This is a genomic window from Halodesulfovibrio aestuarii DSM 17919 = ATCC 29578 (assembly GCF_000384815.1).
GTDB classification, from domain to species: Bacteria; Desulfobacterota; Desulfovibrionia; order Desulfovibrionales; family Desulfovibrionaceae; genus Halodesulfovibrio; species Halodesulfovibrio aestuarii.
This window is the reverse complement of record NZ_ARQF01000021.1, coordinates 856,180-870,140: the sequence shown is the minus strand read 5'-3', so window position 1 is coordinate 870,140 and position 13,961 is coordinate 856,180. Positions and strand designations below refer to the sequence as shown.

Here is a 13,961-nt window from a genome sequence, read left to right as displayed (position 1 = left end):
GTCATAGCAGAAGATGCCTAGAAAAATAGCGATGGTGCTTAGAACAGTGACAGTCTTATGTTTACCTATGAATGCCCACCAATACCAAAATTTTTCTGGAAGCAGGTCGCAAAAAAACATTTCTATACGATGCCATATGCTTTTGTAATATCTCATAACATCTCCAAGGTTAATTATGAACGGTCTATATCTCTCCTCCGGAGAATTTGTCGAGTTTTCAAAATCTAATGAGCGTGGAGCACTAACGGCAGAACTTGCTACTCGCCAACGGGCGGGCGGCTACTCTCCCGCTATGGCGTTAGGCAGCCTTCCTGACCCTGATCTGGTTTTACGCAAGCGCGGTGACGGTGTTGCTGTGCTTGATGACCTGATGGCAGACGATGAAGTTACACAGGCCGTGCAGGGACGTAAGCTCATGACGCTGAACAAACGGCAGTATCAGTTTGTTCCGGGTGCACCTGCAGGAGCAGAGCCTGAAGCAGAGGCCGTGAAGCTGTGCGACAGCCTTGTTCGTGATTTTGAAGATATCGATATGGATGTGTTGTTCAGCGGCATTCTTGATGCGCCGTATTACGGTATGACGCCAATAGAACTTACCTTTGCGCCGGATGGTGGTCGTCTGAAGTTGGTGCAAGTAGAACCAAAGCCCGTGGAGTGGTTCACTTTTAACGATACCAATCAACTACAATTTCGTGGTGAATTCTTCTCTAATCCTGCGCCAGTTCATCCATATAAGTTTGTACTGGTACGACATTTCTCTACATACAAGAACCCGTATGGCCTACGCTTGTTGTCGCGCTGCTTGTGGCCTGTGGCGTTTAAACGTGGCGGGATAGAATTCTGGACTCGGTTCTGTGAGAAGTTTGGACAACCTTGGATGCTGGGAACAGCCGGGCAAAATGCAACTCAGGCAGAAATGAATACGATGGCGGCTAACCTTGCATCAATGGTGCAGGATGCCGTGGCGGTTGTTCCAAGTGGTGCAAAGGTTGAGGCGCTTCAGTTTTCAGGAAAGGGCGAAGCACACAGCAGCTACGTACAGCATTGGGACAAGGCAATAAATAAAGTCCTCAAGGGGCAGACGCTCACTAGTGATATGGGCAGCGGGCATTCAAATGCAGCAGCTCAAACACACTATGGCGTTCTGGAAGACTACGCGGCGGCTGACGCGCAACTAGTTGTAACTGCAATGAACAACATCGCGTGGACGTACACTAAGGTCAATACGCCTGACGCCGTGAACAAACGACTTCGTTCCGCATTTAGCCCTATATTTAGCTACATAGAACCGGAAGATTACAAGGAACGTGTTGAACTGGATAAGGGGCTGTCCTCACTTGGAGTGACGTTTAAAAAGCAGCATTTTGTACAAAAGTACGCGTTGGCCGAAGAAGAGTTTACGCTGAAAGGAGAAGAGGACTCCGGGGCGGGCAACCTTCACGGCGAGAACAAGAAAAAAGGTACGTCAGACAATGAAAAGCAACCTGAAGAGAAAGAAGAAAATTTTGCAGCTCCTGAAGAAGAAAAACCGGACGCAATTCAGCAGCAGATAGATACATTTGTTGAAAGTGTGCTGCCAGATGTTGTCACCCAAAATGAGAAATTTATGCGGCAAGTTCAGGCGGCAGCTGAAAACGCGGAGTCATGGGAAGATATGCAGCTCCTGTTGGAAGAGCTTGTTCCGCAAGACATGACGGAGGACGAGCAGGCCGCGTTTATGTCCAAAGTGCTAAATGGTGCTGCTATGTTTGGGCAATATGCAGCAGGTAATAGCGATGATTAAACCAGTTGCACTAGCTCCTGCCGAGGCCATTACTTATTGGAAAACTAAAGTTCCTGTTTCAAGTGGTGAATTTAAACGGATGGGTGATGAAGCTCGTTCTCGTGCCTTCGCAGTGAGTAGTCTTGCACGTGCTGATCAGGTGGCAACTATGCAGGCCGCGATAGGCAAGGCCATTGAAGATGGCGAGACCTTTAATGACTTCAAAAAACGTGTTGCGGATGTAGCCAAAGAAGCAACGCTGCGCCCGTGGCAACTTGCAAACATTTACCGCACCAATATTCAGAGCGCTTATATGTCAGGTCGCTATTCTCAGATGAAACGAGCAGCTACTAGTCGCCCGTATTGGCGATATGTTGCCGTGGGTGACGAGCGCAGTCGTCTTGATCATTTGGCGTTACACGGAAAAGTCTATCCGCATGACCATGAATTTTGGAATACATTTTATCCGCCTAATGGCTTCGCTTGTCGTTGTTCAGTGCAGACTTTGTCCGAGTTCCAGATGCGTAAGCGTGGTCTGAAAGTAGAAAAGGATATGCCGGACATTGTACACGCCACCCATCCGACTACAGGTGAGCCACTTCCTCCAGTACGACCAAAGCCGGATGCAGGGTTTTCAACCAATGTAGGAAAGGAATGGCACGCAGGGCTTACAGCTTCTGAGCTTAAAGATGAATCTCAGTTGGTATCAACAGGAGTGCGAACAACAATGTGCCGCACTCCTGTTGAGTTTACTGTGCATAAAGGAGACGCGTGTAAATTGCCATTACATGAGCTTGGTGACCGTCATGTTTTGCCCGTGGTAGATGCTGATATACTTTCCGAAGGGCTAGCTTCAGAGCAATACGCAAAAGCATTCCTAAACGAATTTGGCTTGCCCGATGTTGATGGTTCAATCCTGCATACACTTCCGTGTGGGCATCCTCTTGTTATCAGCAAGCACCTGTTTCTCGATAAAAAGACAGGTAAGTGGAAAGTAAAAGGCTTCGGGCACGAGCAGTACCTGAAGCTATTGGCCAGAACCATCAAAAGGCCGTTTGAAGTCTGGAAAGTGCCGTCAATGCTTGCAGGAAAGCCTGCGCATGTATTGCGGATGCTACGTGTGTTTGCCGGGGAAGATGGCAAAGCTGGCGGATTCGCTATTTTTAATCTGGTAAATGGGCGCAAGTGGTCAGGTGTAGCTTCTTTTACGCCGAATATCGGAAACAAAACGATAATGCTGGAATCGCTAGAGAGGCAGCGAGAAGGGATACTGCTTTATCGTGAGTCATGATTTTAAGCGCGTTAACACGGTGTGTTGGCGCGCATTTCTTTTACTACGAGATAATACTTGAGGAGTACTTATGAAGAAATGGGACAAGATTGCACGCACTGGCACGTTTACCGCCATGTCCGGAAAGCAGGTGACGATCACAAAATCAAAACTGGACGAGCTGGTTAAAAGCTTTGTCCCGGAAACCTACAAACCCCCTGTGGTTAAAGGCCATCCTAAAGTGGAAGACCCAGCGTTTGGGCATGTTGCAGAGCTTAAACGGGAAGGTGACATTTTGTTTGCCCTATATGCCTCAGTTCCCGACGAGTTGAAAAATGAGGTCTATAGTGGACGCTACTTGAGCAAGAGTATTTCCGTTTTTCCTCCTAAATCTGGAGAGCCTTGGAAGCTTAAACACGTAGGGCTGCTTGGTGCTGCTGCACCAGCCATAGACGGCCTTGGAGGCATTCAACTTTCAGAGGGCGAAGACGGGGCGCTCATGTTTGCAAATTTTCAAACTGAGGAACAGGCAACAATGGACGAAAAAGACAAAAAGATTGCTGATCTTGAAGCAAAACTTAAAGCGGAGCAGGACGCGAAGACAGCGGCTGAATCCGCACGGGAAAAGGAAACCCAAGCCCGAGCTGAAGCAGAAGGGAAGCTTGCAAAGACAGCTGAAGAACAGGCTTCTGCATCTCGTACCGCCAAAGTGGAAAAGCTGATTACCGAAGGCAAAGTGTTGCCCGCAGAAAAAGAGCAGATAGCTGAGTTCGCCAAGGCTTTGGAAGGTGGTGAGGAAATCAGTTTTAGCGCAGGTGAAGGTAAAAAGCCGCTGGCCGATCATTTTTGGTCATGGGTTGAAGGCCGCAAAGAGCATGGTCTTTTTGAGTTCTCTGCAGCTGATACCAATCCACAGCAGGGTGGCGAAACCGCAGACCTAAGCGGTCTTGCCGGAAAGTTTTAGGAGGCTGTTATGGGAAAGCATAATGCATCAGTACAGCATTCATACACTGTAGAAATTGTAATTTCTGGCAGCGGACCGCATGTGGTGCGCACTTATCCTAAAAAGGCAGGGGTAGTGATTCCTTTTGGCGGCATTGCTGCAATGAACAGTGCCGAGGCAATTGAATTTGACCCGTCAGGCGATTTAGCTGTGAAAGGCATTGCAATAAAGCCTGCAGCCGCAGACGACATAAGTGTCACCCTTTGTGTTTTGGGTGGCGTTAAGCGTGAGTTGGTTACGGTTAAAGATAATGCTGCCCTTGATGCTGCAATTACAGTGAAGCTCGAAGAACGTCATATTTACTGCGAGTAAGCAGCACTAAGTAAGAAGGACAATTATGTTTGATTTAAAACCATATTTTACAGCGGTACGAATCGCTAAGCGTTTCCAGAATGCGCCAATAATTAAAGACGTAGTCATGGATACGCTCTTTCCGCCAGAAGTACGGCAGACTGTAGAGTCCCCAGTAATTCCGGTGTCAGATATCCAGCAGGTTGTCGGAGCTGTTCCGGTAGTACATCGCGGCGCGGCCTCTATTCCGCTACGTGGTGATGTTACGCTTAATACCTACGTAGAACCGCTTCCCGTCCGTATTCATGACGATATTGATGGCGTGACGCTTAACAATTTAAAGCTGGCCAACTCTACCACGTTGGAACAGTGGGCAGAACGTAAGCAGCTTGCTCTTCGTAGAACTGCACGCCTTACTGCTGCGGTGCTTTGTGCACAAGCTGTGTTTGATGGAAGTATTAGCTACCCATTGCTTGAATCTAACGGAAGTTATGCAACCTATACGGTGCAATATGGTGATGTGCTTACGTACAACACTACCGCACAGGAAAAATGGAACCATGCTGATGCAAGCATGATGTCTATCTACAAGACTTTGGAAGAAATGAGTAGCAAGCTCGACAAGGCCGGGCATGGTGGAGAAAAAATTACGTTTGCTGGTGTGCTTGCATTTACCACTATTCTCACGCTCATTGAAGCTACAGATAAGCCGAAAATTCCTGTGAAAATTATGGATGATGGCTCTATCAACTTGGGCGGCCACAAAATTAAAAAGATGGCAGAAACATATCCTGATCCAGAAAACGATACCGTAAAGGCCAAGCTTGCGCCTAAAGAAATTCGCATGATTGCAACGGGCAATACCGCCTTATTCTACGGTCCTATTGATGATCTAGATTCTAATCTGCAAGCTATGCCGATGTTTGTGAAACCGCTTAAAATGGATAACCCAAGCAAGTATATGCTTATCGGTGAATCCAAACCCCTCCCCGCTGTCGCTCCTAAAGCTACAATTAAAGCTACCGTGTTGACGTAAAGCCCATATCGCTTCTCGGCGGGCTTTACCAAGCCTGTCGAAGCGTTGGGCGTACTAATGCATAAACACTAGTTTAAAACTAGTTCAAAACGCGAGAAACCGTGATGCCATACTGTGAATTAGCCGACTTATACGACGTTATCCCGAAGGGCTATCTTGACGCGGCAGACAAGGTTACGCCGGGAATTGTGGAAAGAAAGATGGGGAGTGTGAGCCGAGTCATTGATGACACGCTGCGCCAACATTATGTGCTTCCGCTTCAGGACGTGCCCGAAACTATTAAGCAGATGGCGATTGTCATGGCGGCGTATGAGGCGGTTGGCGGTATTACGGCAGTCAAGAAAGAGGGCGGAAACGACAACAAGCTTCTTGTGCTGCAAGACCTTTATAAGCAGGCACGGGCAGACCTAGCGGCAATCCGATCGTGGAAAATGAAATTAGTATTTTCGGGTGAGGCCGTGGTGGATACACCCACTGGTGGCATGGCTGTTGTGAGTCGCAAGCGTCGTTTTGATTTTAAGGGCTGGTAAATATGGCTGGTGCATCTTTCAAAATGGACATGTGCAAGGTGCTGAGCTGGGCTGACAAAGAAATAACCGGGGAGCAGCAGCAAAGACGGCTTGCAATAGATATCGGTGAAATGCTGGTCAGCCGTACACAACAGAGATTTGAAGATCAGAAAGCACCAGACGGTTCAAGTTGGAAACCATCCATGCGCGCTAAAGAGATGGGCGGGGTAACCCTGACAAGCACAAGTGAACTGAAGAACTCTATTGGCTACATGGCTAGTTCAGAGGGCGTTAGCGTCGGTTCAAATAAAGTCTATGCTGCAATTCACCAGCTCGGTGGAGAAATCAAAGGCAAAAAGGGAAAGCTTAAGTTTCGGCTACCCAATGGACAGTTTGTACAAGTGGACAAAGTGACAGTGCCACAGCGGGAATTTTTGGGAATTAGCGACGAGGATAAAGAAGAGGCCGCAGAGCTTATTAAAAGTTACATGCAGACCGCAGTAGGACAGTCAAAATGAGAAATTTCTACCAGTCGAGAATAGAAAAAGCTGCTTTTGCAGCAGGGCTTTCTACAGTTCTTATTAATCCTGAAGACCCGTCCGACTTGGCGCTTCCTTTGCCTCGTATTGATGTTACCTGGCTAAAGGAGAAAAACACTCGCATAGGCAAAAAGATAGCCGTGAACGGTGATTCAGAAAACCGCAGGGTTAAGGCCGCAATTTATAGTGCTGAACAGGCCGCTACCGTTTCGATTATTACTGATGACAAAGATTCGTTGGATGAAATGAGTAAGCAATTTCTTCTTGCTCTACCTAAGACAAGTTCAGATCCACAAGGGAATTTAGTAACCAGCAAAGTGCATCAGGCAGAATGGGGCGGGTTCAGTTCCGAATTAGTGGAAGTTTTGAAAACTTGGTCAAAGGCATACCACATAACTTTTACAAGCCTCCTTACCAAAGAGGTAGCGCATCCTTGGATGAAGGACGTTTCACCAAGCGTAAGCAGGCAGGAGAATAGCCGTGGTTAAGGATAAAAAAACAGATAACAAACCACAAATTTCGGTGCACGAGCTTGCTGCAGCACAAAAGTTGGAAAAATGGGAGCTGGCTGGTTTGGTGCGTGCTGAAGGTTGGACAGAAGATAAGGCCGTGACAGAAGCCGATTTTAACGCAGCCTATACCCGCTTCCAGAACAGAGCAATCGGCCTTGGAGGTCAGTAATGGGGCGTAAGGACGTATTTGAACACATTGTTGATGGCGTCAGCGGTCTCGTTCCGGGTGACGTTACAGGCAAAGCGCTGGTTGTCGGTGTTTGCAGCCAAGGTGAAGTGGGCAAAGTCTACTATCTTGGTAAACGCAGCGATTTAACCAAGCTGCTTGGGGCAGGTCCTCTTGTGGATCGTTTGAACGATATATTTGCTGCTGCAGGGCAGGATGCCACCGTGCTTGCTGTACCAGTTTCCGGTAATCCTTCAGGTACAATTAGTCGGGTAAAGCATGTAGGCACAGGCGTTTCTGCTTCTGTTTCTGGACTTCCTGCGGCCAATGCGGATGTACTTGTTGAGATCGTGAATGGTGGCTCTTTGGGAACAGCTACAGCGAAAGTAAGTACGGATGCCGGTGCTAGTTTTGGTTCGGCCTCAGCTGTTGCTGCAAATGGACAAATTGCAATTGGGGGCTCTGGAACAACTTTGGTTTTGGAGTCGGGTAATCTGGTTGTAGGTGACACGTATAGTTATATTGTCCGTGGTGCCATTGGGGCTATTCAGCAGACGGGCAAGGGTGCCTCTGTTTCAGTTGAGGGCGCAGTTAAAGTAGGTGCGCAGCTTGCGTTGCAGGTCGTCAAATCCGGTGGACGCAATGTTGGGCAATACCGTCTTAGTGTTGACGGTGGCGATAACTTTAGCGGGTACCGAACCATTCCGGTAGATGGGCGGATTTCCGCCGCTGATACAGGAACAACCATTGTTTGCCCTGATGATGAGTTTACCTTGGGTACTACATATTCATGTAGTTTGCTTGCACCAGTTCCTACCGTATCAGCCGTTATCGCAGCACTTAAAAAGCCGCTTGAAATTGTTGATCCAGAGTATGTTTATGTTGTCGGTGCGTCCGATTCCGTAGCGTGGGCGTCTCTTGGCGCACTGGCAGACGATTTATGGAATAAGCACCGTCCTACATTCTTTCTTTGTGAATCGCGTCTCCCTTCAGCAGGTGAAGATTTAGACGACTGGGTGAGTGCGCTTAAGGAAGAACGGGCAACCTTTGCACATCGCTTTGTGAGTGTCTGTTGTGGATTCGGAGAAATTGCCGATCGAACAGGTCAACGTAAGGTGCGAAATGCTGGCGGCCTGCTTAGCGGGCGTATTCTTAGCATTCCAGTGCAGCGCGATATCGGGCGTGTGCGTGATCAGTCCATCACAGGAATTACGGTTTCTGATGAATATACAGAATCCATGCAGCTTGCTTTAGAAGATGCCGGATACATTACGCTGACACGTTACGCTGGCCTTCGCGGAACTTACTGGGGAACAGCCAGAACAATGGCTGATACCACAAGTGACTATCAGCGACTGGAAGTTATCCGTACTACGTTCAAGGCTATTCGATTGATGCGCCTGCAAGCTCTGAAGGCATTGAAAGATGAGCTCGGTGATCCAGTACAAGGTGCAGATGCAAGCGGTCTTGCCTACCTTCGTTCAAATCTTGAAAACGCGTTGGATACGATGGTTAAAGCCAAGCCGAAAGAACTAGCGGGATACGCCATTGTGATTCCACTTGATCAGGACTTCGTGAACAACGGTGTGGCGGTAGAAACCAAGCTGATCGGTATCCCAATCATCGACAAAATTAATCTGTATTCTTCGTACATTTATGCGGGCAGCAAGTTTGATCCGCGATTACAAGGGTAGGTGGCAATATGGCTGACAGTGTAACAATTAACGGCAAAACTCATGACTGGGAAAGTGTCACCATCACAGGTCCACAGGGTGTGTTTATCGGGATTTCAGAAGTAAACTGGAAATCCAGCCAAAAGAAAAAGCGTGTTTACGGTAAGGGGGCAACCAGCATTGGTGCAACTCGCGGTAATTATGAAGCAACAACCAGTATGACGCTGCTTGTAAGCGAATATCAGGATTTGGCGAAAGCCTTAGCTAAAGGCATTTACCGTACGCCGTTTGATGTTGCTGTGGTCTTTGAGCCGGAAGGCGCAACAAAGCACGAAGTCGTTATCAAGCAGATCATGGTTGATGATCTGGATGAATCAGCAAAACAGGGTGATGAAGAAGCAACCGTAAAACTATCTGGTACAGCACTTATGATCACTCGTGATGGTAAGGCTGATTACGAAAACAAGTAAGGACAGAATAAATGGCTGAACAGACAGAAGTTAAAAAAGACGTAATGTACTCTCCATTCACTGCTGACTATGAAGACTTTGATGGTAAAGAGCGTAAGTATACCATTCGTTTTCGTCGTCCGGGGAGAAAGGAATTGACCACCATTGCTAAGGCTTCCAAAGCAAAACAGTTTGATGTGATGTGCAACATCATTACGCAGATTGCCCATCCCGACGATGCTGTGCAGATGAAAGACATCATCAAAAATGAGCCTGTGCTTGCCATGAGCTTTGTGGATACTGTTTTTAAAAAATGCGGCTCAGGAGTGGTTGAAGCGGGAAACTAGAAAAAGCCAGAACGGCGGTGAAAAACAACGCCGTTCTGGTTTATGCAGATTTAGTCCGCTACTGGCTGCGCATAGAGCCTTCCGAAGATATGGACGAGTTCGGAGAGGAAGTCGCCAGAGCAATGGTGATGGAAGAGCGGTTTATGCAGCAGCAAGCTGCGGCTGTCATAAGCAGTATCAACAACACGGTGTGAAAGGTTTGTTAGGAGAACGAAGCAAAGTTATGACCTTTGCAGAGCGAACCGGGATTTACCCGTATGATTTTTTCTTCAGATAACTCTACGACGCATTCAGATAGAATGTCTGCATCATCGGCTGAAAGGTAACTGTTAAGCTCTAGGTTCGTTACAGTCTGGCTTTTTTTATTTTTGAGTAAAGTAACCAGTAATGTTTTAATTTCTTTCTTTGTCAAATTAATATTCTCCTTATCTGAAGCATAGATAGACACTGTAAGGGTGAAGTCAATGGAACTATTTGAAGTTTTCGCAACATTCAGTTTGCTCGACAACCTTTCTGGTCCCCTGAACAGGATTCGCCAGTCATTCCGCTCTACAGACGTTGAAGGAGGCCGCCTATCAAGCATGATGGGCGGCCTTACTAAAAGGCTTCTGCCTCTAGCGCTGGCTGCGGGGATTGTGCTTGGTGCCTTTGCGCCAACGATTGGCGTCGCGATGGAATTTGAGGCTGCGTTGTCCGGTCTTGGGGCTATTAGTAACGCCAGCGCTGCGGATATGAATGTCATGGAGCAATCAGCGTTAGACCTTGGGGCAAGCACCGCTTTTAGTGCCGCACAGGTTGTTGAAGCACAGACAGAACTTGCAAAGAAAGGATTTACTGCAAATCAGGTTGTTGGCTCCATGCCGGGTTTGCTTGATTTGGCTGCTGCGGCACAAACAAGCCTTGCTAATGCCGCGGGTGTTACTTCTGGTGCGCTTAACTCGTTCCATATGGAAGCAGCGCAGGCCGCGGAGGTTGCGGATATTATCGCGGCGGCTTCCACAACAAGCGCAACGGACGTGGACGGCTTAGGTATGGCATTGCAAAACGCTGGCGCAGTTGTGGCTGGTGTAGGTGGTGATTTTGCGCTCCTTGCAGCCATTACGGGCAAGCTAGCGGATGCAAACATCAACGCATCTGTTGCTGGTACCGCAACTAAGATTATGTTTAACCGTTTGGCAGCTCCTACTGGAGACGCAGCAAAGGCGTTAAGTGGTCTTGGTATCGTGACCCGTGATGCTCAGGGAAACATGCTGCCGTTTTTGGATATTATGGGCAGCTTGGAAACCGCCATGCAAGGCAAGGGTACAGCTGAACAGGCAGAACTCTTAAAGCGTGTCTTTGGTGAGGAGGCCGTTGGGTCGGTTACGGCTTTGCTTGGGCAGGGCGTTAATTCTTTGCGTGAATATCACGACACGCTTTCTAACAGCACCGGAACGGCCTCGGCAATGGCTGGAAAACAACTCGATAATTTGAAAGGCTCCCTTACTATTTTAGATTCAGGTGTTGAGGGCCTTTCTATTTCAGTTGGTAGCGTATTCACACCAGCGCTTAAGGTCTTGGTGGATGCTGTGACAGGAGTTGTGGGGTGGCTGAATGCGCTTGCGTCCCATCCTGTTGGAAAGGCTATTTTAGCCTTAGTAGGTGGCGTAGCCGCGGTTACGCTTGCCGTTACGTTGTTTTCAGCAGCGTCATGGGCGGCAACCGCTGCGGTTGGTGCTATGAACCTTATGATTCTTGCTAACCCTATTGTTCTTGTGGCTGCTGCTTTGGTTGCGGGTGCTATTCTCATTATGACGTACTGGGATGATATTAAGAATTTCTTTGTTTCGTTATGGGAGCCGGTGACCGCTTTTGCGGATGAGGTGGAATACGCATGGAACCGTATTGCCGGTGCATTCCATATGGATGGCCTGACAGGGGTTGTTGAAGCGGTCTTGGGACTATTTGATATTGACTTGTCAGATTCTGGCCGAAAGCTTCTTACAAGCTTTGTTGATGGGATAAAGCTTATGTTTACGCCACTTCGAGTTTTGGTTTCATCAGTAGGTCATATTTTTGATTTTCTGCAGGGTGATATCTCGTTGTTTGAGGCTGGCAAAAGAATTTTAGGCAGCCTCGTGGAAGGTGTGAAGTCGATGGCAACAGCGCCGTTTGATGCTGTAAAGTCGGCTTTAACCAGTGTCCGTAATTTGCTGCCGTTTTCAGACGCTAAGGAAGGTCCTCTTTCTGCTCTTACCCTTAACGGGCAAAAAGTTATGGATACCATTGGCGAAGGTGTGACCAAGGCCGCGCCAGACCTTCATGGCGTTGTTAACAACGCACTGGCGGGTATTGAAACTCCAGATTTAGTCATGTCTACTGTGGCAGAAGTAGTACCAGAAGTTCTTGAAGAAGGTGTAAAGCTTCCTGTCCTTCAGCAGGAATCAGACGCAGGCATTATGCAACAGGCTGTGCCTGATTTGGCAGCTGTTGAAGTCAGTAAAAATACTACCATCGAAACAATATCCAATGTGGTAGAGCAGCCTGTAGGCGGAGGCGTGACTTTACCGGAAATTCCAACTTTTCCAGAGACAAAATTAGCTCAAGAGGTGGTGGTTCCAGTCCAGCAGCCTGAACTGGGTAGACCGAAGCAGGCTAAGAAGCAACAGCCTCCAAGACCACAGGAGCGCTCTTCCGGTGGTGTGGTAATTCAGAATTTAACTGTTTCCTTGCCGGACGTAAGTAATGCGCAGGACTTTGTTTCAGCCCTTCAGCAACTAGTATCAGAGTTTGACGGCCAGACGCCTCAGGGAGCGTTTTAATGGATGGCTATATTACATTTGAGCACGGTGAGTTGCGGCTAGGGGACACGCTTGTCCCCGGCGTACTCTCCCGCCTGTCAGTAGATGGAAAAGTGCGTTTTGATGAGGCAGAACAGGATGGCCTTTCCGGCAAGGTCAAAGTGCCTATGGGGTGGGAGGACGCGGCGGTCTCTGTAACGATGGAGTTGCTGACTGATGAAGGCTCTACCTGCTACGACAAGCTTATCTCCCTTTCACGTCTCTACAAGGGACATGACTCTGGCGGTAACCCTATGGTGTACCGCACGACAAACGCACATCTTGCAGCACGGAATATTGATGAAATTGTCTTTGATGGTCTGAACAGCTCAGAAAACAATCAGTCTGATTCTATTACGGTGAATCTACGTTTCGTGGAACACAACCCGCCTATCCAGCTTGTAGAGAAGCGCTCAGTATCAAGCACTACACCTGACACAACAGCAAACGTAGACCCCGGGCTATCTGATCACATTTTAGGTGGCCGATGATGTCTCACATTTACGGCATAGAGCTTTCAATTCAGATTGGAAATTACCTTATTCATCGTGCGCCGCGTTGCATCATCACCTATGACCGCCATACGGTATTAAGCCGTGCAGAAATTCATATTCCTAACCATGTTTTTGGTGCGGCGAAAAATATGTTGTCTAGCTTATCCCAGTTTCCGGAAGTTTCTATTGCAGTAGGCTATCGTAACCAAAAGCCGCACAAATGGAAGGGCACGGTTGATGGCTGGAAGCAAGGCCAAGGCAAGAAACGTGACCAGCTCGTTATTTATGCTGCAGGTGTTGAATTGCCATTAGCGCAAAAGACTATATGCGAAATGTGGGTGAATGAAGCCGCACCAGCCATTGCAAAACGTATTCTGGAAGCAAGCGGTTTGACCGTAGGTGTTGTGGATGTGCCGCAAGAAATTATCCCGCGTATGACTTTGGCAACCGTGCCAGTTTGGCAGGCCATACAGCAGCTTTCAAACACACTGCAACAGGGGCACGGCTGTAATATGAAAGACCATGCTTTGTGGGTGGGCGAAGCAAAGCTTGTTCATTTTGCCCCTTGTGATCATTGGCAGGAGACAACGCCAGTCATTGCAACAGGCGCAGGACTTATCCGGTACACTCCAGCAAAAACAGTATACGGGCACAGCGAGGTTGAAACCTTTCTACTGCCGACAATGCGGGCGGGAATGCGGTTCACGCTAAAAGATTCCCGCAAGGGAATTGCAGGAACCTTTAGGGCGTTACGGGTAACGCATAGCGTTGAGCCGAATAGGATTAGGAGTGTATTTAGCTGGAGGGCGTAATTTCACTGAATTCCAGTTCTAATTTTTTTTCTTCGTGTTTTTCTTTTAATACCCACTCCCGTGTAATGTTTTGATACCCGATGGAATAGGCATCTCCTTTCGTTAACGTGTCAAACCAATTCTTATTGTCCGTAATTAAAGAGAGATGTTTGTTTGTAGAGTCTTTTGAACTATCAAATGAGTTTTTAAAAAAGGTTTCGAACAAACAGTAGTCCATAACTTTGATTTCATCGCCGTTAAAAATTATTTTTTCGTAAAGCATAAAGTAGTCCAGAAGGT

The 13,961-nt window shown here is 47.8% G+C and carries 18 protein-coding genes; 16 read left to right on the top strand and 2 right to left on the bottom strand.

Features of this window, described 5'->3' with window-relative positions; genetic code table 11:
• Positions 1-175: 175 nt before the first annotated feature.
• The 13 genes from F461_RS0114925 (at position 176) to F461_RS19345 (ending at position 9,751) form a co-directional block, all read left to right on the top strand.
• Positions 176-1,783, top strand: coding sequence for a phage portal protein family protein (locus F461_RS0114925; RefSeq protein WP_020001966.1), 1,608 nt, complete (start codon positions 176-178; stop codon positions 1,781-1,783).
• A complete protein-coding gene (locus tag F461_RS0114920; RefSeq protein ID WP_020001965.1) occupies positions 1,776-3,053 on the top strand; it encodes a phage minor head protein in 1,278 nt (425 codons plus the stop codon). The genes F461_RS0114925 and F461_RS0114920 overlap by 8 nt, the downstream gene beginning before the upstream one ends.
• Before the next feature lie 70 nt (positions 3,054-3,123).
• Positions 3,124-3,996 (top strand): hypothetical protein, encoded by an 873-nt coding sequence (locus F461_RS0114915; protein WP_020001964.1) that lies wholly within the window; start codon positions 3,124-3,126, stop codon positions 3,994-3,996.
• Positions 3,997-4,005: 9 nt separating this feature from the next.
• Positions 4,006-4,347 carry a hypothetical protein gene (locus tag F461_RS0114910; RefSeq protein WP_020001963.1) on the top strand — a complete coding sequence of 114 codons (342 nt, stop codon included), beginning with the start codon at positions 4,006-4,008 and terminating at the stop codon, positions 4,345-4,347.
• 25 nt (positions 4,348-4,372) lie between these two features.
• The gene (locus F461_RS0114905; protein ID WP_020001962.1) at positions 4,373-5,362 is read left to right on the top strand and encodes a major capsid protein; all 990 of its coding nucleotides are present in this window, start codon (positions 4,373-4,375) and stop codon (positions 5,360-5,362) included.
• Between the two features lie 104 nt (positions 5,363-5,466).
• Complete coding sequence (locus tag F461_RS0114900; RefSeq protein WP_020001961.1) at positions 5,467-5,892, top strand: phage protein Gp36 family protein; 426 nt, start codon at positions 5,467-5,469, stop codon at positions 5,890-5,892.
• 2 nt (positions 5,893-5,894) lie between these two features.
• Positions 5,895-6,389 carry a phage virion morphogenesis protein gene (locus F461_RS0114895; protein ID WP_020001960.1) on the top strand — a complete coding sequence of 165 codons (495 nt, stop codon included), beginning with the start codon at positions 5,895-5,897 and terminating at the stop codon, positions 6,387-6,389.
• Complete coding sequence (locus F461_RS0114890) at positions 6,386-6,898, top strand: hypothetical protein (protein WP_020001959.1); 513 nt, start codon at positions 6,386-6,388, stop codon at positions 6,896-6,898. Before F461_RS0114895 ends, F461_RS0114890 begins: the two co-directional genes overlap by 4 nt.
• Positions 6,891-7,091: a hypothetical protein gene (locus F461_RS0114885; RefSeq protein ID WP_020001958.1), complete on the top strand. Its 201-nt coding sequence runs from the start codon at positions 6,891-6,893 to the stop codon at positions 7,089-7,091. The genes F461_RS0114890 and F461_RS0114885 overlap by 8 nt, the downstream gene beginning before the upstream one ends.
• Complete coding sequence (locus tag F461_RS0114880) at positions 7,091-8,782, top strand: DUF2586 domain-containing protein (RefSeq protein WP_020001957.1); 1,692 nt, start codon at positions 7,091-7,093, stop codon at positions 8,780-8,782. Before F461_RS0114885 ends, F461_RS0114880 begins: the two co-directional genes overlap by 1 nt.
• Positions 8,783-8,790: 8 nt before the next feature.
• Complete coding sequence (locus F461_RS0114875; RefSeq protein WP_020001956.1) at positions 8,791-9,231, top strand: hypothetical protein; 441 nt, start codon at positions 8,791-8,793, stop codon at positions 9,229-9,231.
• 11 nt (positions 9,232-9,242) lie between these two features.
• On the top strand, positions 9,243-9,557 hold the full coding sequence (locus F461_RS0114870) for a hypothetical protein (RefSeq protein WP_020001955.1): 315 nt from the start codon (positions 9,243-9,245) through the stop codon (positions 9,555-9,557).
• A gap of 17 nt (positions 9,558-9,574) precedes the next feature.
• Positions 9,575-9,751 (top strand): hypothetical protein, encoded by a 177-nt coding sequence (locus tag F461_RS19345; protein WP_020001954.1) that lies wholly within the window; start codon positions 9,575-9,577, stop codon positions 9,749-9,751.
• Between the two features lie 8 nt (positions 9,752-9,759).
• On the opposite strand, the gene F461_RS0114860 is transcribed toward F461_RS19345, so the two are convergent.
• Positions 9,760-9,969, bottom strand: coding sequence for a hypothetical protein (locus tag F461_RS0114860; RefSeq protein ID WP_020001953.1), 210 nt, complete (start codon positions 9,967-9,969; stop codon positions 9,760-9,762).
• 52 nt (positions 9,970-10,021) lie between these two features.
• Between F461_RS0114860 and F461_RS0114855 the strand changes: the two genes are divergently transcribed.
• From F461_RS0114855 to F461_RS0114845, 3 genes are read left to right on the top strand one after another with little or no spacing between them, the layout of a single operon-like run.
• Positions 10,022-12,358 (top strand): phage tail tape measure protein, encoded by a 2,337-nt coding sequence (locus F461_RS0114855; RefSeq protein ID WP_020001952.1) that lies wholly within the window; start codon positions 10,022-10,024, stop codon positions 12,356-12,358.
• Positions 12,358-12,867, top strand: a complete 510-nt coding sequence (locus F461_RS0114850; protein WP_020001951.1) for a hypothetical protein — start codon at positions 12,358-12,360, stop codon at positions 12,865-12,867. Before F461_RS0114855 ends, F461_RS0114850 begins: the two co-directional genes overlap by 1 nt.
• Positions 12,867-13,682, top strand: a complete 816-nt coding sequence (locus F461_RS0114845; protein WP_020001950.1) for a hypothetical protein — start codon at positions 12,867-12,869, stop codon at positions 13,680-13,682. The genes F461_RS0114850 and F461_RS0114845 overlap by 1 nt, the downstream gene beginning before the upstream one ends.
• On the opposite strand, the gene F461_RS0114840 is transcribed toward F461_RS0114845, so the two are convergent.
• A complete protein-coding gene (locus F461_RS0114840) occupies positions 13,666-13,944 on the bottom strand; it encodes a hypothetical protein (RefSeq protein ID WP_020001949.1) in 279 nt (92 codons plus the stop codon). The two genes, F461_RS0114845 and F461_RS0114840, sit on opposite strands and share 17 nt — an antisense overlap.
• Positions 13,945-13,961 lie beyond the last annotated feature (17 nt).